General features: G+C 68.3%; 20 protein-coding genes. 9 read left to right on the top strand and 11 right to left on the bottom strand.

Annotated elements, in window-relative coordinates; genetic code table 11:
- Nucleotides 1-194: 194 nt before the first annotated feature.
- The 9 genes from RT97_RS17305 to gtdA all read right to left on the bottom strand — a co-directional run bounded on the left by RT97_RS17305 (nucleotide 195) and on the right by gtdA (nucleotide 9,167).
- On the bottom strand, nucleotides 195-806 hold the full coding sequence (locus RT97_RS17305; protein ID WP_042580035.1) for a glutathione S-transferase: 612 nt from the start codon (nucleotides 804-806) through the stop codon (nucleotides 195-197).
- Nucleotides 803-1,711 carry an acyl-CoA thioesterase gene (locus tag RT97_RS17310; RefSeq protein ID WP_042580036.1) on the bottom strand — a complete coding sequence of 303 codons (909 nt, stop codon included), beginning with the start codon at nucleotides 1,709-1,711 and terminating at the stop codon, nucleotides 803-805. The genes RT97_RS17305 and RT97_RS17310 overlap by 4 nt, the downstream gene beginning before the upstream one ends.
- 90 nt (nucleotides 1,712-1,801) lie before the next feature.
- Nucleotides 1,802-2,419, bottom strand: coding sequence for a hypothetical protein (locus RT97_RS17315; RefSeq protein ID WP_080898336.1), 618 nt, complete (start codon nucleotides 2,417-2,419; stop codon nucleotides 1,802-1,804).
- A gap of 136 nt (nucleotides 2,420-2,555) precedes the next feature.
- Nucleotides 2,556-3,911 (bottom strand): FAD-dependent oxidoreductase, encoded by a 1,356-nt coding sequence (locus tag RT97_RS17320; protein ID WP_042580038.1) that lies wholly within the window; start codon nucleotides 3,909-3,911, stop codon nucleotides 2,556-2,558.
- Complete coding sequence (locus tag RT97_RS17325; RefSeq protein ID WP_042580039.1) at nucleotides 3,911-4,888, bottom strand: Bug family tripartite tricarboxylate transporter substrate binding protein; 978 nt, start codon at nucleotides 4,886-4,888, stop codon at nucleotides 3,911-3,913. The genes RT97_RS17320 and RT97_RS17325 overlap by 1 nt, the downstream gene beginning before the upstream one ends.
- 84 nt (nucleotides 4,889-4,972) lie before the next feature.
- Entirely contained in the window at nucleotides 4,973-5,959 is a 987-nt protein-coding gene (locus RT97_RS17330; protein WP_042580040.1) for a Bug family tripartite tricarboxylate transporter substrate binding protein, read from the bottom strand.
- 55 nt (nucleotides 5,960-6,014) lie between these two features.
- Complete coding sequence (locus RT97_RS17335) at nucleotides 6,015-7,268, bottom strand: 3-hydroxybenzoate 6-monooxygenase (protein WP_042580041.1); 1,254 nt, start codon at nucleotides 7,266-7,268, stop codon at nucleotides 6,015-6,017.
- Nucleotides 7,269-7,294: 26 nt separating this feature from the next.
- Nucleotides 7,295-7,999 (bottom strand): fumarylacetoacetate hydrolase family protein, encoded by a 705-nt coding sequence (locus tag RT97_RS17340; protein WP_042580042.1) that lies wholly within the window; start codon nucleotides 7,997-7,999, stop codon nucleotides 7,295-7,297.
- A gap of 70 nt (nucleotides 8,000-8,069) precedes the next feature.
- Nucleotides 8,070-9,167: a gentisate 1,2-dioxygenase gene (gene gtdA, locus RT97_RS17345; protein ID WP_042580043.1), complete on the bottom strand. Its 1,098-nt coding sequence runs from the start codon at nucleotides 9,165-9,167 to the stop codon at nucleotides 8,070-8,072.
- Between the two features lie 132 nt (nucleotides 9,168-9,299).
- On the opposite strand from gtdA, the gene RT97_RS17350 reads away from it, so the two are divergent.
- From RT97_RS17350 to RT97_RS17370, 5 genes are all read left to right on the top strand, one after another.
- On the top strand, nucleotides 9,300-10,196 hold the full coding sequence (locus RT97_RS17350; RefSeq protein WP_042580044.1) for a LysR family transcriptional regulator: 897 nt from the start codon (nucleotides 9,300-9,302) through the stop codon (nucleotides 10,194-10,196).
- A 98-nt stretch (nucleotides 10,197-10,294) separates the two neighbouring features.
- Nucleotides 10,295-10,744 (top strand): acyl-CoA thioesterase, encoded by a 450-nt coding sequence (locus RT97_RS17355; RefSeq protein ID WP_042580045.1) that lies wholly within the window; start codon nucleotides 10,295-10,297, stop codon nucleotides 10,742-10,744.
- 87 nt (nucleotides 10,745-10,831) lie between these two features.
- On the top strand, nucleotides 10,832-11,314 hold the full coding sequence (locus RT97_RS17360) for a phasin family protein (protein WP_042580046.1): 483 nt from the start codon (nucleotides 10,832-10,834) through the stop codon (nucleotides 11,312-11,314).
- 125 nt (nucleotides 11,315-11,439) lie between these two features.
- The gene (locus RT97_RS17365) at nucleotides 11,440-12,138 is read left to right on the top strand and encodes a TetR/AcrR family transcriptional regulator (protein WP_042580047.1); all 699 of its coding nucleotides are present in this window, start codon (nucleotides 11,440-11,442) and stop codon (nucleotides 12,136-12,138) included.
- Nucleotides 12,139-12,153: 15 nt separating this feature from the next.
- The gene (locus RT97_RS17370) at nucleotides 12,154-12,990 is read left to right on the top strand and encodes a hypothetical protein (RefSeq protein WP_172672218.1); all 837 of its coding nucleotides are present in this window, start codon (nucleotides 12,154-12,156) and stop codon (nucleotides 12,988-12,990) included.
- A 10-nt stretch (nucleotides 12,991-13,000) separates the two neighbouring features.
- Here RT97_RS17370 and RT97_RS17375 read toward each other — a convergent pair whose 3' ends face one another.
- Nucleotides 13,001-13,882 (bottom strand): dienelactone hydrolase family protein, encoded by an 882-nt coding sequence (locus tag RT97_RS17375; protein ID WP_042580048.1) that lies wholly within the window; start codon nucleotides 13,880-13,882, stop codon nucleotides 13,001-13,003.
- Nucleotides 13,883-13,945: 63 nt separating this feature from the next.
- Between RT97_RS17375 and RT97_RS17380 the strand changes: the two genes are divergently transcribed.
- The gene (locus RT97_RS17380; RefSeq protein WP_042580049.1) at nucleotides 13,946-14,206 is read left to right on the top strand and encodes an acyl-CoA-binding protein; all 261 of its coding nucleotides are present in this window, start codon (nucleotides 13,946-13,948) and stop codon (nucleotides 14,204-14,206) included.
- A gap of 90 nt (nucleotides 14,207-14,296) precedes the next feature.
- On the opposite strand, the gene RT97_RS17385 is transcribed toward RT97_RS17380, so the two are convergent.
- On the bottom strand, nucleotides 14,297-15,553 hold the full coding sequence (locus RT97_RS17385; protein ID WP_042580050.1) for a CaiB/BaiF CoA transferase family protein: 1,257 nt from the start codon (nucleotides 15,551-15,553) through the stop codon (nucleotides 14,297-14,299).
- 302 nt (nucleotides 15,554-15,855) lie between these two features.
- Between RT97_RS17385 and RT97_RS17390 the strand changes: the two genes are divergently transcribed.
- The 3 genes from RT97_RS17390 to RT97_RS17400 form a co-directional block, all read left to right on the top strand.
- Nucleotides 15,856-16,746, top strand: a complete 891-nt coding sequence (locus tag RT97_RS17390; protein WP_042580051.1) for a helix-turn-helix domain-containing protein — start codon at nucleotides 15,856-15,858, stop codon at nucleotides 16,744-16,746.
- Between the two features lie 117 nt (nucleotides 16,747-16,863).
- Nucleotides 16,864-17,784, top strand: a complete 921-nt coding sequence (locus tag RT97_RS17395; protein WP_042580052.1) for an ABC transporter substrate-binding protein — start codon at nucleotides 16,864-16,866, stop codon at nucleotides 17,782-17,784.
- Between the two features lie 25 nt (nucleotides 17,785-17,809).
- On the top strand, nucleotides 17,810-19,132 hold a 1,323-nt coding region (locus RT97_RS17400), incomplete at its 3' end, for a sugar ABC transporter ATP-binding protein (protein WP_042580053.1).

Genomic DNA, 19,132 nt, shown 5'->3' on the forward strand with positions numbered 1-19,132 from the left:
TTGATTTGGCTGCGGGGAGCACCCGATGCCCTGCGCACTTGGACACGCTGCTGGTGATCGGCAATCAACCACCGCTCTGAATGCGCTCGCGCTGATGGTGGGCTCTGTTTCGTGAAATCAAGGGGGAGGCCGCAGGCCGGAGGACATTCGCGAAACAGAGCCCACCGTCGGCGCGAGTGCTGCCCTGAACGGACTCAGGCGACAGCCGGCAGCGTCGCCTGCATCGACGGCCGCTGGTTGAACGTCTCGAACCACTTCGCGGTATTCGGCGCTTCGGCACGCCAATCCACCGACGGAAACCGGAAGTCCATGTAGCCCAACGTACATCCGAAGGCGACGGTCCCGATGTCGACGCGATCGCCGAAAGAGGGCGCCGCCGTCTCGAGCCATTCGAGACCGGTGCGCACCTTGGCCAGCTGGCCCTCGGTCCAGTCGTTCCAGCGCAGGGCTTCGGGGCGCAGCATGGTTTCGTAGCGCGCGAGCAGCGCGGCGGCGGTCATGCCGTCGGCCAGCGCCAGCTCGGTGAGGCGGGCCCAGCGTTCGGTGCCATCGGCGGGAAAGAGCGCCCCCGAATGCGTGGCGTCGAGGTATTCGCAGATCACGCGGCTGTCGTACAGCGCCTGTCCGTCGTCGCACAGGAAGGTCGGGACCTGGCCGAGCGGGTTCTTCGGAAGGATGGTGGCGTCGCGCTTGACCGGGCCGGCTGCGCTGGGCAGCTTCTCGATGCGGTCGGCAATGCCGAGCTCGTGCGCGACGACCATGCACTTGCGCACGAACGGCGAGGCGGGCGAGTGGAAGATCTTCATTTCGGTGTGTCCTTGGATTGCGGTTCTCGACGCACGATGCGCAGCATGCCTTCTTGCGCCGTCGACGCCACGAGCCGGCCATCGCGGGTGAAGAGGCTGCCGCGGCACAGGCCCCGCGCACCGCTCGCGCTGGGCGAGTCGAGCACGTAGAGCAGCCAGTCGTCCATGCGGAAATCGCGGTGGAACCACATGGCGTGGTCCAGGCTGGCGGGGCGCACCTGGCCGCTCATGAAGCTCAGGCCGTGCGGCAGCATCGCGGCGCGCAAGAGGCCGTGGTCGGAGGCGTAGGCCAGCAGCGCGCGGTGCACCACCGGGTCGTCGGGCAGCGGCGCGATGGCGCGCATCCAGATGGCGCTTTCCGAGGGCTGCACGATGGGCGTGAGGAGGTCGTCGGCCTCGACGCGGCGGTACTCGATGCCGTGCGGCTCCAAGCCCTTGATGCGCCAGCGCTCGGGCAGGCGGTCGCCCATGGCCAGGCGTTGGTCGAGTTCGCTGGCCAGCCCGTCGGGGCCTTCGACGGCGGGCATCGCAAGCTGGTGGTCGACGCCGTCGTCCACCGTCTGGAACGACGCCGACATCTCGAAGATGATGCGCTCCTGCTGGCGCGCCACCACATGGCGGGTGGTGAAGCTGCGGCCGTCGCGCACGCGGTCGACGCTGTACTCGATGGGCGCATGCTCGCCCGGCAGCAGGAAGTAGGCGTGCATCGAATGCACCGGCCGGTCGGCGCCGACCGTGAGGCTCGCGGCCGCGAGCGACTGGCCCAGCACCTGGCCGCCGAAGACGGCCGGGGTGCCGATGTCTTCGCTCTGGGCGAGAAAACGGTCGCCGCCGAGCGGCTCGAGGTGCATGAGGGCGACGAGTTCGTCGACGAGACGGGCGGCGGTGGCGGGATCGGTGGTCATCGGTCGGGGGCGGTCAGTGCAAGAAGGCAGCCTTCGACCATAGCAAAGGACGGGCCGGCGCGCTGTCGCGGCCCGGTCAGCGACGCCCCGCTATTTGTAGAAGCAAATGCCCATGAAACGGGCCCGGCAGCGGTAGTCCGTGCCGCCCTGCACGAGGAACACGGGCACGCCGGCCAGCAGCGGCTTGCCGTCGTCGTTGTAGATCAGCGGCGTGCGCGCGGGTTGGGCGGCGGCGCCGGTGGCGGTTTCCTGCTCGACGTAGGCGACGTAGTTCGCCCGGGAGAAATCGAGCGTGTCGGCCGACTTGAGCGGCGCGGCCGCATAGCGCGTGCCGTAGACGGTACCGAAGTAGCGCAGCGCCGGCCCGGTGCGGTCGCCGTATTTCACCTCGGTCTTCGCAAAGCCGGTCTGGGCCAGGAAGACGCGGTCCTCGGGCGTCAGGTCGGCGTCGAAGGCCATCAGCACGTAAGAGCCCTCGAAGCTCTGGTTGCGGGCCACCTTGAGTTCGCCGTTGAGGCTGGGCGTGACCTTGGCGCGCCCGCTCCAGCGCAGCAGCGCCGCCACCGAGGGGTCGCCGTCGAACACGTAGTGGTAGTTCTCCCCGGCGATGACGACCTTGCGGCCGTCCTTGGCGGCCAGGAAGCTCACCAGCCGGTCCTTGCCGTGGACGGGTTCGCCTTCGGGGGTGCTCGCGCAGCCCCATTGCATAAGGCCGAGCGCGGCGCAGGAAAGGGCCAGGAGGAGACGACGCGCGGGGGTCGAAAACGAAAGGAGGTGCACTTTTCGTCCGGGGTTGGAGTTCATCAAGCCCCGGACTCTAGCGCCATCCCCGCGTGCCGGGCGCTCAGCGGTCGAGGTCGGCGCCGTCGGCCACCAGCTTCTTCTGCAGCGCCGGCACATCGACATCCGCGAAATTCGCGCTGCCCAGCGACGCCGCCGCCGTGCCTGCGGCCTGCCCCATCACGAAGCACCCGCCGCTCGCGCGCGCGGCCGACTGGCCCTCGTGCGTCATGGCGGCGCAGCGGCCGGCCACCAGCAGGTTGCCGACGCGGCGCGGCACCAGCATGCGCCAGGGCAGCTGGTTGTAGGTTCGGTTGTCGTCGCGCGGAAAGGCCCACTCGATGCGGCCGTCGGCGTGCATCTCCATCGGCCAAGCGTTGATGCCGATGCTGTCGTCGAACTTCGCCGACGAAAGGATGTCTTCGCCCGCGAGCGCGTAGAGACCCTCGATGCGGCGCGTCTCGCGGATGCCCACCTGCGGCGCGATCTCCACGATGGCCGAGTGCGCGAAGCCCGGCACCTCGGCCTTCATGAACTTGAAGTACTCGGCGATCTGGCGGCGGCCTTCGAGCTCGCCCTCGGTGAGCTCGCGCGCATCGACGCCGTTCATCGCGCGGCCGGCCGCGTTGCGGATCTGCGTGACGTTGGCGCGCCATTCGCGCGGATCGATGTTGGGCCGCAGGATCGCGCCCTCGCGCGGGAACCTGTAGGTGCCCGGCTTCTGCTGCTGCACCCTGGCCATCAGGTCGTTGATGGCCTTGAACTCGCCCACGGCCGCGAGCGCGGGCTCGGCCTCGACCTGGCCGACGCGGAACATCGTGGTCGGGAACAGGCCGCTGCCGTGCCCATCGCCCACCTCGAAGGGCACGCCCGCGAAGGCGGCCACGTCGGCGTCGCCGCTCGCGTCGATGAAGGCGTTGGCGCGGATCGCCTGGCGGCCCGACTTCGTCTCGACCACGAGGGCCGCGATGCGGTCGCCGTCGCGGATCACTGCCGCCGCCCACGCGTGGAACAGGAGGTTCACGCCCGCGTCGAGCAGCAACTGGTCGGCCGCGATCTTGTAGGCCGAGGTGTCGTAGGAGCGCACGCGGATGCGGCCCTGCATGCCGTCCTGCGGCTTGTTGAGGCCGCCGAGCGCGCCGATGCGATCGAGCAGGTCGTCGGCCACGCCGCGCACCAGGAGCGTCATCTCGCCGTTGCGCTTGCCGTAGAGGCCCGCGAAGTTGGTCACGCCGCCCGCGGTGCCCATGCCGCCGAGGAAGCCGTAGCGCTCCACCAGCAGCGTGTTGGCGCCATGGCGCGCGGCGCTCACGGCAGCCGCGATGCCGGCGGGGCCGCCGCCGACCACCACCACGTCGTATTCGCCGAAGACCGGCAGCTCGCGTGCCGGCTCGGTCAGGGTCTTCTGCTGGACTGTCATCACTGGAGCTTGATGCCGCGGGTGGAGATGATCTTGGTCATGATGGCCGCCTCTTCCGTCACGCGGGTGCGCATGCCGTCCGGCGACGTGCCCACGGCCTGCCAGCCCTGCTCGAAGAGCTTGCGGCGAACGTCCGGGTCCTTCATGACGATTTCGAGTTCGCGGCTGATGCGCGCCTGCGCGGTCTTGGAGAGATTGGCCGGCCCGAGCAGCGCCACCCACACCTCCAGGTTGAAGTCCTTCACGCCGGCTTCGGCCAGGGGCGGGATCTCCGGCACCAGCGCACTGCGCCCACCCGTCAGGCCGATGGCCTTGAGCTTGCCCGCGCGGATCTGGGGCATGGCCACGCCCGGCGGGATGAGGCCCATCTGCACCTGGTCGCCCAGCATGGCGGTGATGACCTGCGGGTTGCCCTGGTAGGGCACGTGCTCGGGCTTGAAGCCGGCCGCGCGGCTCTTGAGCAGTTCCATGCCCAGGTGGCCGACCGAGCCGATGCCCACCGAGCCGTAGTTCCACTTGTCGCCGGCCTTGCGCGCGGCGTCGAAGAAGGCGGTGCCCGAGGGCAGGTTGTTCTGCGCCACCAGCACGAGCGGCGCGGTCGCGATCAGCGAGAGGTACGTGAAGTCCTTGACCGGGTCGTAAGGCAGCTTCGGATACAGCATCTTCGACGAGGTGAGGTTGCCGTTGATGACGATGCCCAGCGTGTGGTCGTCGGTGGCCTTGGCGACCTGGTCGGCGGCGATGTTGCCCGAGGCGCCGGCCTTGTTGTCCACCACGATCGGCTGGCCCAGCGCCTTGCCCAGCGGCTCGGCGATGGTGCGCGCCGCGATGTCGGGGGTGGAGCCGCCCGGAAAGCCCACCAAGAGGCGGATGGGCTTGGTCGGCCAGGCGTTGTTCTGTGCGCTGGCGGCGATGGGCAGCAGGGTGGCGGCTGCCAAACCGCAGGCGATCAGCAGGGCTCTCTTTTTGGCGTGCATGGCGAAAAGAAGTGAATAAGTTAACAAAAACCGGAGTCAGCCAGCTTAACTGCCGAGAGGAAAGGCGGGCAAGAAACGCTCCCTCTATTCGAGGCTGATGTTGCCCCTGCGCACCAGCTCGCCGTACACCTTCGACTTCGCCTCGGCGTTGCGCTGGATCTCTTCCGGAGACCACGCCAGCGGCTCGAAGGCGAAGGTGTCGAAGCGGGCGCGGATCTCGGGGTCGGCGATGACCTTGGCGACGTCGGCGTTGATCTTTGCCTTCACGGCCGCCGGCACGCCCTTGGGTGCGAGCAGCGAGACGAAGGAATTGACTTCCAGCGACGCCGGCCCGCCCGACTCGGCCATGGTCGGCACGTCGGGCATCTGTGGAATGCGCTTGGGTGCAGCGACCGCGATGTAGCGCAGCTTGCCGGCCTTGTAGATGCCCTGGCTCGAAGGAATGCTGGCGAAGGCCCACGGCACCTCGCCCGTGCCGACGTTCGAATACAGCTGCGACACCTCGCGGTACGGCGCATGCCGCATGCGGATGCCGGTGAGCGCCTCCAGCTGCTGCGCGCCCAGGTGGCCGGGGCTGCCGACGCCCCATGAGCCGTACACCACGCCTTCGGGCTCGGCCTTGGCGGCGGCGATCAGGTCGCCCATGGTCTTCCACTTCGAATCGGTGCCCACCGCCACGAAAAAGGGCGTGCGGAAGAGCGAGGCCACCGGGTCGAAGTGCTGCAGCGTCACGAAGTTCTTCGACTTGTACAGGTGCGGCAGCGCGGCCACGTGCTCGCTGTCCAGCTGCAGCAGCGTGTAGCCGTCGGGCGCGGCGCGGCGCGCCTGGTCGATGGCGATGAAGCCGCCGCCGCCGGGCTTGTTGTCGATCAGCACGCGCTGGTTCCACAGGCGCGAGAGCTTGTCGGACACGAGGCGCAGCACCGCATCGGGGCCGCTGCCGGCGGCGAAGGGGGTGACCAGCGTCACGGGCCTGTTCGGGAAGTCGCCGGCCTGCGCCAGCGCGCCTGTGGCGGCGAGGGTGGCGGTGAGGGCGAGGGCGCCCGTCAGCAATGCGCGCGAGAAATTCATGGTGCTTGTCTCCTGGGCCTTCGGCCTCGAATGGTGATGATGGAAGAAACCTGTTTCAGTGCAACGAAAGCTCGACCGCGGCGGCGGGCTGCAGCGATGCGGGCGCATCGTCCAGGCAGTGCTCGGGCCGCCACGCATAGAGCCACTCGACGGCATCGTAGAACCGCTCCGGCGTGCGCCCCACCCAGAGGCTGTTGCGCACCAGCCGCTCGACGCCCTTGGCGTGATACAGGCGCCCCATCTCGCGCACCGACAGCACCACGCGCGCCGTGCGGGCGACGCGCGCGGCTTCGTACAGCTTGAACGCGGCGGTCATGTCGAAATCGCACGCCTTCACCGCGGCGCCCAGCGTCACCGCGTCTTCCAGCGCCATGCAGGCGCCCTGCGCGAGGTACTGCATCATCGGATGCGCCGCATCGCCCAGCAGCGTGGCCGGGCCCTCGCTCCAGCGGTCGACCGGGTCGCGGTCGGCGGTGCTCCAGCGGCGCCATGAGGTGGGGCGGTCGAGCAGCTGGCGCGGGCGCGCATGCACGCCTTCGAAGTACGACAGCACTTCTTCCTTGCTGCCGTCGGTGACGCCCCACTCTTCCTCGTCGCGGCTGTGGAAGGTGACGACCAGGTTGTATTGCTCGCCATGCCGCAGCGGGTAGTGCACCAGGTGGCAGTCGGGGCCGGCCCAGACGACGGGCGCGTTCCAGCGCAGGTCCGCCGGCATGTCGGACGCGCGCACGACCGCGCGGTACACCACATGGCCCGAGACGCGCGGCGCATCGCCGATGAGCCTGGCGCGCACCACCGATTTCACGCCGTCGCAGCCCACGATCGCATCGGCCTGGAAGCGGCGTCCGTCGCGCGTGACTGCGGTGACGCCGTGCGCGCCAGTGTCGATCGATTCGACCTGCGCCGAGGTGTGGAAGCGGATCAGCGGGTGCCGCTTGACCGCCTCGTGGATCGCGCCGTGCAGGTCGGCGCGGTGGCTCACCGCATAGGGATTCCTGAAGCGCGCGCGAAAGGCCTCGCCCAGGGGCACCGAGGCGACTTCGCTGCAATCGACCGCGTCCATCATCACCAGCCGGTCGGTGAAGACCGAGCCCCGGCGCACCGCCTCGCCCACGCCCAGCGCGTCGAGCGCGGCGAAGGCGTTGGGACCGAGCTGCAGGCCGGCGCCGATCTCACCGATGGCCGCGCTCTGCTCGAGCAGGTCGATGGAAACACCGAGGCGTGCGAGCGCGAGCGCCGCGGCCATGCCGCCGATGCCGCCGCCGACGAGCAGCACGGAGGGCGGGTTCTTGCTGGGGGATGTGCTCATCGCGTGGCCTTTGCGCTTCGGTGGAATCAGTCGATGCGAACGGTGAGCGAAGGCAGCCGCTCGATGCTCACCTTGATCGTCTGCCCCGCCTTCACCGCGCCCACGCCTTCGGGCGTGCCGGTGAAGATCAGGTCGCCGGGCTGCAGCGTGAAGAGCGTCGAGAGATTGGCGATCACCTCGTTCACCGACCAGATCAGGTGCGCGATGTCGCTGTTCTGGCGCACCTCGCCATCGACCGTGAGCGTGATGGCGCCCGCGTTGATCTCGCCCACGTCGGCGAGCGTGCGCAGCGGCGCGATGGGGGCCGAGAAGTCGAAGGCCTTGCCGATTTCCCACGGCCGGCCCTGCTCGCGCATCTTCATCTGCAGGTCGCGGCGCGTCATGTCCAGGCCCACGGCGTAGCTGTGGATGTGGCCCGAGGCCTGGTCGACCGGGATGTCCTTGCCGCCCTTGCCGATGGCCACCACGAGCTCGGCTTCGTAGTGGTAGTTGCTCGTGAGCGGCGGGTACGGAATGGCGCCCGTCTGGCCTTCGGCCACCGGCACCACCGAGGCGTCGTCGTTGGGCTTGCAGAAGAAGAACGGCGGCTCACGGTCAGGGTCGAACCCCATCTCGCGGGCATGTGCCGCGTAGTTGCGGCCGACGCAGTAGACGCGGCGCACGGGGAACAGCTTGTCGGAATCGGCGATGGGCAGGCCGACGATGGAAGGGGGTGTGAAAACGAAGGACATGGAAGGCTCCTGCCGCACGCGGCGGCACACGGTCAAACGATGAAAAGGAGAAAGACGTCGGCCGCCGCGTTCAGGCGTCTTCGAGGAAGGCTTCGCGCAGGATGCCCATGGCCTGCTGCACGGGGCGGTCGGAGAAGCTGAAGAGCACCACGTCGGCGATGGGCGAAAGCAGCCGCAGCGGCGCCCACGACGGCACGACGAAGGTGTCGCGCGGTGCGAACTCGAAGCGCTGGCCCGCGATCTCGGCGATGCCGTGGCCTTCGACCACGCTGTAGACCGTGCCGTCGGTCGCACGATGCGTCCTGCCGGCGAAGCCCTTGGGGCAGAGCTGCAGGTTGGTCGAGATCGTCGGCATCGGCGAGCCGCCCGTCAGCGGGTTGATGTAGCGCAGCTTGTGGCCCAGCCACGCATCGGGCGCTTCCTGCTTTTGCAGCTGCGCAAGCGCCTCGCGGCTGCGCGCATACGGGTAGTTGAAGATCGGCGAGGTGGCCGAGACATGGTCGTGCCGAACCGGCACCATGTTGTGGCCGAAGCGCGCGAGGCTGTGGCCCTCGGGGCGCGCCACGTGCTGCACCTTGGCGTCGTCGTTCTCGGCGAATCCGGCATCGAAGAAGCGCAGCATCGGGATGTCGAGCCCGTCGAGCCACACCACCGGCTCGCTCACGCCTTCGATGCCTTCGTTGCCATGGTCGTGCCAGGCCCACGAAGGCGTGATGATGAAGTCGCCCGGGTACATGGTGGTGCGCTCGCCGCCCACCGTGGTGTAGGCACCCTTGCCGTCGACGATGAAGCGCAGCGCCGACTGCACATGGCGGTGCGACGGCGCCACCTCGCCCGGCATGATGAGCTGCAGACCCGCATAGATCGACTGCGTGATCGACGAGTTGCCGGGCAGCGCCGGGTTCTCCAGCACCAGCACGCGGCGCACGGCCTCCTCGGCGGTGATGAGGTCGGCCGACTCCATCAGCAGCGGGCGGATCTCGTCGTAGCGCCAGAGGGCCGGCACGCACGGCGTCTGCGGCTCGCGGGGCACCAGTGCGTGCAGCGATTCCCACAGCGGGGTGAGGTTCAGAGGGCGGATGCGGGCGTAGTAGTCGCTGCGTTCGGCGGCATTGGCCGGGGCGCTTTTTGTGGCGCTTTTCGCGCTGCCTTGGGAAGCGGGGTTCATGGCGTGGGTGTCTCCGTTGCGGCATTGTTGGGTCGCCCCACTATTTCCTCAAGACCGGTAGCCAATACACGGAATTCGAAATTTCGATAATGGTGTCTTTCGCCCTACGAAAACAAGCGCCGGAAATCAACCATGTCCAAGCTCGATCTCGAATGGCTCGCCGTGTTCGACGAGGTCTACAAGACCGGCAACGTCTCCAAGGCGGCCGAGCGGCTGGGCATGGCGCAGGCCGCGGCCAGCACCGCGCTCAACAAGCTGCGCGCGCACTTCGACGACCGCCTCTTCACCCGCACCGCCCAGGGCATGCAGCCCACGCCGCACGCCGAGCGCATCTACCCGAACCTGCGCGAGGTGCTGGCCCAGCTGGCGCAGGCCCAGGGCAACCGCAGCAGCTTCGAGCCCGCCGCGGCCCAGCGGCGCTTTCGCATCTGCATGACCGACATCAGCGAGGTGGTGCTGCTGCCCGGCCTGCTGGACCACCTGAGGCACGTGGCGCCGGGCGTTCACATCGAGACCGAGATCATCTCCACCAACAGCGGCCGCCGCCTGCAGGACGGCGAGGTCGACCTGGCCGTGGGCTTCATGCCGCAGCTGGACGCGGGCTTCTACCAGCAGACGCTCTTCATGCAGAACTTCGTGTGCCTGGCGGCGCAGAACCATCCGCGCATCGGCGCCAGGCTCGCGCGCAAGCGCTTCGAGGCGGAGGCGCATGCGGTGGTGTCCACGTCCGGCACGGGGCATGCCATCGTCGACACGACCATCGCGCGGCTGGGCTTGAAGCGCGACGTGGTGGTGCGGCTGTCGAGCTTTTTGAGCGTGGCGCGAATCGTGGCGCACACCGAGCTGCTCGTGGTGGTGCCGCGAATCCTCGGCAAGGTGCTGGCCACGCAGGAGCCGGTGAAGCTGCTGGAGCTGCCCTTCGCGCTGCCGGACTACGCGGTCAAGCAGCACTGGCACGAGCGCTTTCATGCCGACCCGGGCAACGCCTGGCTGCGGCGCACGCTGGCCCAGCTCTTCAGCGGCAGCTGAGCGTGCGCGCCCGTGCGACGGGCGGCGCGACTGCAAGCGGGCGCCCGCTCGCATAATCGCGGCTCCCTTCCACAGCCACACACCAAAGGCGGCGCCCCATGTCTTCGATCACCCTGCGTTTTCTGGCCGAGCCCAGCACCGTCAACTTCGGCGGCAAGGTCCACGGCGGCACGGTCATGAAGTGGATCGACGAAGCCGGCTACGCCTGCGCGACCAGCTGGGCCAAGCGCTACTGCGTCACCGCCTTCATCGGCAGCATCCGCTTTCACCGGCCGATCATGATCGGCGACCTCGTCGAGGTCGAAGCCCGCCTCGCCTACACCGGCACCACCAGCATGAACATCTCGGTCGAGGTGCGAAGCGGTGACATGAAGGGCGGAATGATGGAGAAGACCACCGAGTGCCTGATCGTCTTCGTTTCGGTCGATTCGCACGGCCGGCCGCTCCCGGTGGAAGCCTTCGTGCCCGGCACGCCCGGCGAAATGGCGCTGGCCGAACGCGCCAAGGCGCACCTGGATGCCAGCCGCGCCGCCGGCGCCACGCCGTAGTCGAGCAGTCGCCGTAGAGGCCAGGCTCTAACAGGAGCGATGGCCAGCAGCTAGAGTCAGGCGATTGTTTTCAAAGGACTACTTCGCATGGCGACTCAAGACGACGACGGCAACAACAAGGCCTCCGACCGCATCAAGGATTCCGCGCAGCAGATCTGGCTGGCCGGTCTCGGGGCCTTCGCCAAGATGCAGCAGGAAGGCAGCAAGGCCTTCGAGGCGCTGGTCAAGGACGGCGCCGGCATGCAGAAGAAGACCCAGACGGCCGCCGAAGAAACCCTCGCCCAGGCCCAACAGCGCATGGCCGGCTTCGCCAGCGAGTTCGGCACCAAGGCCGCGGGCCAGTGGGGCAAGCTGGAGAACATCTTCGAGGAGCGCGTGGCGCGCGCGCTCGAGAAACTCGGCGCCCCTTCGGCCGCCGACATGGCCGCGCTGCAGGCGCGCGTCGACGCCCTCGAAGCGCAATTGAAGGGCAGCGCGAAGACCGCAGCAACCGCCCGCAAGACCACCGCGCGCAAGGCGGCGGCAGTGCCCGCCGCCAAGAAGACGCTGCGCCGCCCCAAGGCCGGCTGACCTGCTCCCGAATTGCGGCGCTGCACAAAAATCCGGCGCCGCAAAACATGTCCCGCACCGTTCATGGTGCAGTGCACATACGCTAGAGTGTTCCCAAGAGCAAGAGACACACCGGGGGCACCGACATGGCAAAGAAGGCGCCACGCCGCACAGCGCAACGCATCCTCGAAGCCGCATTGGACCTGTTCAACCGCTTCGGGGAACCGAACGTCTCGACCACGCTGATCGCGGGCGATCTCAACATCAGCCCCGGCAACCTCTACTACCACTACCCCGCCAAGGAAGAGCTGATCAACAAGCTCTACGAGGGCTACGAGGCCGAGCTCAACGAACTGCTGCATGCCAGCGAAGGCGTGCACGACGTGGAGGACGCGTGGTTCTTCATGCACACGCTGTTCGAGCTGATCTGGCGCTACCGCTTCCTCTACCGCGACCTGAACGACCTTCTGAGCAAGAACCGGCACCTGGAGACCCAGTTCCAGCTGGTGCTCAAGAACAAGGCACGCGCCATCCGCCAGCTGATCGCGGGCCTCGGCCGCGCCGGCCACCTGGACATCGACGCGCACGAGATCGACCCGCTGGCCCAGAGCATGGTCGTGGTGCTGACCTACTGGCTGAGCTACGAATACGTGCGCAACCCGCGCGAGGCCCTCGAACCGGCGCACGCCCAGGGCGCGCTGATGCGAGGCGGCCACCACACCCTGCACCTGCTCGCGCCCTACCTCGGGCGCGAACAGCGACGGCATCTGCTGACACTGAGCAATGCCTACAACGGCGAAGATGCCACGCACAACGTGGTTCCCACTGTCGACATGGCGGCCTAGGGCCTCGTTCAACCCATGCCCCACCCCGATTTCAAACCGCTCTCGCTGATGTCCGCCGGCCCGGTGGCCGCCAACGCGGAACCGTGGAAGCCGCTCCCCTACGCCGACGTGCCGCGCTTCGACGCACGCAGCGTACTGCCGCACTGGCCGCGCCTGCATGCCGGCCACCACCTGCCCCCGCCGGACGCCGACGCGCCGCTGGCCGAGGGCTGGGCGCTGTACCACAGCGGCGAATTCGAACGCGCCGCCGCCATCGGCCTGCTGCACGGTTCCGAGGGCCTGGTGCTCGCCAACCAGGCCACCGCGATCTACGCCAACTACCTGGAGCCGCGCGAGGCCACGCGGCTTGCGATGTTCCGCCAGGTGATCGAGCGCGCCGGCGCCCAGGTCGCCGCCGAGCCCGACAACTGCCAGGCGCTCTACTGGCAGGCCTACGCCCTGGGTCGCTACAGCCAGGGCATCAGCGTGGCGCGCGCGCTGGCGCAGGGGCTGGGCAGCAAGCTCAAGGGCGCGCTGGAGCATGTGATCGCGCTGCAGCCGGAGCACGCCGACGCGCACATCGCGCTGGCCGCGTTCCACGCCGAGGTGATCGACAAGGTGGGCGCGCTGGTCGGGCGCATGACCTACGGCGTGCGCGCCGAGACCTCGGTGGAATTGTTCGAGCGCGGCCTCCAGCTGCATCCGCATTCGGCCGCCGGAATGATGGAATACGCCCGCGCCCTCCTGATGCTGCACGGCGATTCGCGCATGGCCGAAGCCACGCAGCTCTACGAAGAGGCCGCGGCACTGAAGCCGGCGGATGCGCGGGAGCGGCTGGACGTGGAGCTGGCGCGGGCCGGGCTGTCGGACTGAGCGGCGCGCGTCACCGCTGCTGGCGAATCAATCCGATCTGGTCCAGAAACGCCCGCACGCGCGGCTGCCACACCTCGGGATAGCGCGAAAACAGCGCATGCCCGTCCTCGCCATGGGGCGGGAATTGCGTGAACTCGCCCTTGCCCCCCGCATCGCTGAAGGCCTTGAACCACTCCTGCGGATAGGTGGGCCCGAAGTACTGGTCGTTCTCGGTGTAGATCCACAGCGTGGGGATGTGCGCGGTCTTGCCGTACTGGCCGAACAGGCGCTCCATGGCCTGCGGCGAGCACGGGCGCTGCGGCTGGGTCTTCGGATTGCCGCCGCCGCCGCCCGCGAAGTTGATGGCTGCCACCACGCCCGCGGGGTTCCGGGCGGCCGCCGCGATGGCGATGGTTCCGCCGAACGACTGCCCGACGATGACCGCGCGCGCCGGATCGACATCGGGCCGCGCGCGCATCAGCTGTAGCACCTGCAGCGTCTGCGCCAGCCCCGCCTCGTAGGCGGGTGCGTAGCGCCTGGCGCCGCACTGGCCGCTGGCCTCCACGTCTTCGCCGCCGGTCACGCCGTAGCCGATGCGGGTCGGCACCGCCACGACGAAGCCCTGCGCCACGAAGAAGCGCGACGCCACCGAATAGCGCGCGCGCCCCATGGCCGCACGTTCCGCGGCCTCTGCCGCCCGGCCGTGGTTCAGGACGATCAGCGGAGCCGGCACCGGGTTCGCGTCGTCCGAGAAGACCGTGACCCGGATGGACTGCTCGACGCGCTTGCCGTAGATGTCGCTCACCTGCACCGGCACGTCGAGCTGCTCCTCGCGCAAGGCGCCATGGGCGCTCATGGCGGCCAGCAGGAAGTGCAGCAGCACGGCCCACCAGCGTGCGGATGTCTTCTTCACGAATGCTCCTCCCGCTCACGGTTATTAAGATCGCCGTTTCGATTCATCCTCTTCCCACCCGCCATGTCCGACCTCAACGCCCAATTCGAAGCCGCCCAAGCCAACTCCAAGCTGCTGGCCGAGCGCCCCGACAATCCGACGCTGCTGAAGATCTACGGCCTTTTCAAGCAGGCCACCGAAGGCGACAACACCGCCAAGAAGCCCAGTTTCAGCGACATCGTCGCGCGTGCCAAGTGGGATGCGTGGACCGCCCAGAAGGGCGCGAGCGCCGACGAAGCCAAGCAGAAGTACATCGACCTCATCGAATCCCTGCGCGCGGGCTAGGCGCCCCCCCAGGCTTGCCGCACTTCGTGTCGCGGCGCCAACCCCCTTCAAGGGGCAACACCTGCGGCCCGGCGAAGCCGGTTACGCGATTCACGAAGGCGAGCCGACGATCCCGCGGGCGTGCAGCGCGGCGATCTGCTCGGCGCTCAGGCCGATCTCCCTCAATACATCGTCCGTGTCAGCGCCCAGTGCCGGCGCGTTGTGCCGGTGGCTCGCCGGCGTGAGCGAGAGCTTGGGCACGAAGCCGGGCACCGCGAGCGCGCTGCCGTCGGGCATCCGCACCTCTTGCAGCATGCCGCGCGCGGCGTAGTGCGGGTCGGCCGCGATGTCGGCGATGGTGTAAATGCGGCCGGCCGGCACATGCGCGGCATCGAGTGCGGCGAGCACCTCGTCCACGGTGCGCGTGGCGGTCCAGTCGCCGATGGCGGCATCGAGCATTTCCACCTGGGCCACGCGGCCCGCATTGCCCACCAGCGCCGGATCGGCGGCCAGGTCCGGGCGGCCGATGCATTCCATCAACCGGCGAAAGATGCTGTCGCCGTTGCCCGCGACGATCGCGTAGCCGCCGTCGGCGCAGCGGTACGCATTGGTCGGCGCAATGCCCGGCAGCGCGCTGCCGGCGGCTTGCCGCACCGCGCCGAATTCGCCGTACTCGGGCAGGAGGCTCTCCATGCAGTTGAAGACCGCCTCGTACAGCGCCACGTCGATCACCTGCCCCCTGCCCTTCGGGTACTGCGCGCTCACCGTCGCATGGCGGTGCTGCATCGCCATGAGCACGCCGATCACGCCGTGCAACGAGGCCAGCGTGTCGCCGATCGACACGCCCACGCGCACCGGCACGCGGCCGGGTTCGCCCGTGAGGTGGCGCAGCCCGCCCATCGCCTCGGCGACCACGCCGAAGCCGGGACGGTCGCGGTAAGGGCCGGTCTGGCCGTAGCCGCTGATGCGCAGCATCACGAGGCCTGGGTTGGCGGCCAGCAATTCATCGGGGCCGAGGCCCCAGCCTTCCATCGCGCCGGGGCGGAAGTTCTCGATCAGCACGTCGGCCTCGGCCGCGAGTTGCCGCACGATGGCCTGCGCCTCGGGCTCGCGCAGGTCGAGTGCCAGCGAGCGCTTGTTGCGCGACTGCACCTGCCACCAGACCGAGGTGCCGTCCTTGAGCAGCCGCCAGGTGCGCAGCGGATCGCCCGCGCCGGGCGGCTCGATCTTCACCACCTCGGCACCGAAATCGGCCAGCGTGCGCGCGGCGAAAGGCCCGGCGATCAGCTGGCCGAGCTCGACGACCTTGAGGCCGGCCAGCGGGCCCGCGGCGGGCGGCATTGCCTGGGAAGAAGCGGTATTCGTCATGGCGCCAGAGTGTGCCGTGTCGCGGCATGCCCTCCGCGGGGCGGGAAAACACCTATGAATTCTTGACACCCCACGTCGCCCGCTTTCCGCACCGCAGCAATCGGGCGCCGAGCGCGCCTCTCCCCCGAGGAGAAAGGCAGTTGCTGCACCGCAATGCCGTCGTCCTGGCACTCGCGCAAAGGTCAAAAAAGTATCGATTTCGAACACCGAGTCTGGTTGTTGACGTCCTGGGCGATTCGTACAGTCCGCTCCACTGTCACGCGTCGCAACCACAACAAAGAGACAAGGAAAGGGACCCGCTCATGCAGCCTGATCTGGAAATCGTCGAAGTCCGCGGGGACGAATCGTTCACCGCCTGGGCGCACGGCTATCCGTACCGCACGGTGCGCTGGCACTTCCATCCCGAGTACGAGATCCAGCTGATCGTGGAGACCCGGGGCGTGTATTTCGTGGGCGACCACGTCGGCCACTTCGAGCCCGGCAACCTCGTGCTGATGGGCCCGGACCTTCCACACAACTGGATCAGCGACGTGCCCGCTGGCCAGAGCGTGGAACGGCGCGGCATCGTGATCCAGTTCCCCGCCGGGCTCGTGAAGAACATGGCCGCCACCTTCCCCGAATTCGAGCGCATCGCGCCGCTCCTGGCCGAGTCGGGCTCGGGCCTGCTGTTCTCCGCCGAAACCGCCCTCGCGGCCAAGCCGATGATGGAGTCGCTGCTCGAGGCGCGGGGCCTTCGCCGCGTGATCCTGCTGCTCTCGCTGCTCGAGCTGCTGGTCGACAGCCACGACCGCCAGCGGCTCGCGAGCCCCGCGTTCAAGCCCGACCCGAAGGCCTTCATGTCGCACGCCATCAACAACGTGCTCGCGCACATCTCGGCCAATCTGGGCGACGAGCTGCGCGAACCGATGCTGGCCGAGCTGGTGGGCCAGAGCCCGAGTGCGTTCTCGCGGTCGTTCCGCAAGCACACGGGCCAGTCGTTCGTGCGCTACGTGAACCGGCTGCGCATCAGCCGCGCCTGCGAGCTGCTCACCAACAGCGAGAAGCCGGTGCTCGACGTCTGCATGGACGTGGGCTTCAACAACGTCTCGAACTTCAACCGGCAGTTCCTCCTGCACAAGCGCATGCCGCCGACCAAGTTCCGCAACTTCCATCGCATGCAGGCCGCGGCCTCGCGTGCCGCCAGCACGCCGTAGCCGGCGTTCGCTTTTCGTTCCCGCGTCGTCACCGGCGCGGCGCATCGGGCGCCGCGCGGGGCACGCCTTTGCCCGCGCTTTTTCGACAGTCCACTCGAACCCAAGGAGACCGCAACCATGAAGAACCTTCTCAAGGCCACCGCCCTCACCGCCGCCCTCGCCTGCGGCGCATCCGCCGCGCAAGCGCAGGCGCCCAGGCAGCCGCTGCGCATCGGCATGACCTTCCAGGAACTGAACAACCCCTACTTCGTGACGATGAAACAGGCGCTGGAAGAAGCCGCGGCCAGCATCGGCGCGACCGTGGTCACCACCGACGCGCGCCACGACGTGGCCAAGCAGATCGGCGACGTGGAAGACATGATCCAGAAGAAGGTCGACATCCTTCTGCTGAACCCGACCGACTCCACCGGCGTGCAGTCGGCGGTGCGTTCGGCCAAGAAAGCGGGCCTGATCGTGGTGGCCGTCGATGCGAATGCGCAAGGCCCGGTCGACTCCTTCGTCGGCTCCAAGAACACCGACGCCGGGCGCCTGGCCTGCGACTACCTCGCCAAGAGCATCGGCGAGAAGGGCGACGTGGCGATCCTGGACGGCATCCCGGTGGTGCCGATCCTGGAGCGCGTGAAGGGCTGCCGCGAGGCGCTCGCCAAGTACCCCGGCATCAAGGTCGTGAGCACGCAGAACGGCAAGCAGGAGCGCGCCACCGCGCTCACCGTGACCGAGAACATCCTCCAGGCCAACAAGAACCTGAAGGGCATCTTCAGCGTGAACGACGGCGGCTCGATGGGCGCGCTCGCGGCCATCGAGGCGAGCGGCAAGGACGTGAAGCTCACCAGCGTGGATGGCGCGCCCGAAGCGATCAAGGCGATGCAGAAGCAAGGCTCCAAGTTCGTCGCCACCACCGCGCAGTACCCGCGCGACCAGATCCGCCTGGCCATCGGCATCGCGCTCGCGAAGAAGTGGGGCGCCAACGTGCCCGCCGCGGTGCCGGTGGATGTGAAGCTGATCGACGCCGAAGGCGCCAAGACCTTCACCTGGTAACTGCACCACAGTTCAGGACCTGGCCATGAACTCCGCAGAAGAAATGCTCCGGCTGGAAGGTGTCTCCAAGCGCTTTCCGGGCGTGAAGGCACTCTCGGGCATCGACCTCTCGATCCGCAAGGGCGAGGTGCACGCGCTGCTCGGCGAGAACGGCGCGGGCAAGTCGACGCTGATGAAGATCCTGGGCGGCATCTACCAGGCCGACGAGGGCCGCATCTTCATCGACGGCAGCGAGCGCAGGTTCGCGGGCTACAACGACGCGATCGCGGCGGGCATCGGCATCATCTTCCAGGAGTTCAGCCTCATCCCGTACCTGAACGCGGTGGAGAACATCTTTCTCGGCCGCTACCTGAAGAACCGCTTCGGGCTGATGGACAAGGCGGCGATGAAGCGATCGGCGCAGCAGCTCTTCGACGAACTGGGCGTGCAGATCGACCTCGATGTGCCGATCTGCCGGCTCTCGGTGGCGCAGCAGCAGTTCGTGGAAATCGGCAAGGCGCTGTCGCTGAAGGCGCGCCTCTTGGTGCTCGACGAGCCGACCGCCACGCTCACGCCGAACGAGGCCGGGCATCTCTTCAGGATCATGCGGGAGCTGCGCGCCAAGGGCGTGGCGATGATCTTCATCTCGCACCACCTGGACGAGATCTTCGAGGTGTGCGACCGCATCAGCGTGCTGCGCGACGGCGCCAACGCGGGGCATGCGGACGTGGGCGCAACGAATGTGGATGCGCTGGTCGAGATGATGGTCGGCCGCAAGATCGAGCACAACTTTCCGCCCAAGCCCGCGCCCGCCCCGCGCGGCCGCAAGGTGCTGGAGGTGCCCGAGATCCAGCTTGCCAAGGGCGGGCCGGTCAACAGCTTCGACCTGCACGAAGGCGAGATCCTCGGCTTCGCGGGGCTGGTGGGGTCGGGCCGCACCGAGCTCGCGCTCGGGATGATGGGCGCCGACCGCGTGCACCGCAAGACGGTGCTGCGCAACGGCAAGCTTGTGCGGCTGAACGATCCCACGCAAGCGCTCGCGAACGGCATCGGCCTCCTGCCCGAGAGCCGCAAGGTCGAGGGGCTGATCACCGACTTCACGATCCGCTTCAACATCTCGATGAACAACCTGGTCAAGCACAGGAGCGCCGGGCTCGTGAGCCAGAAGTCGGAGAAGCAGTCGGCCGCAGAGTTGTCCAGGCGTGTCGGCGTGAAGGCACCGAGCATCGAGACGCGCGTGGCCACGCTCTCGGGCGGCAACCAGCAGAAGGTGGTGATCGCGCGCTGGCTCGGCCACGCGAGCGAGGTACTGATCTTCGACGAGCCCACGCGCGGCATCGACGTCGGCGCCAAGGCCGAGATCTACAGC

This window comes from Variovorax paradoxus (assembly GCF_000834655.1).
GTDB classification, from domain to species: Bacteria; Pseudomonadota; Gammaproteobacteria; order Burkholderiales; family Burkholderiaceae_C; genus Variovorax; species Variovorax paradoxus_F.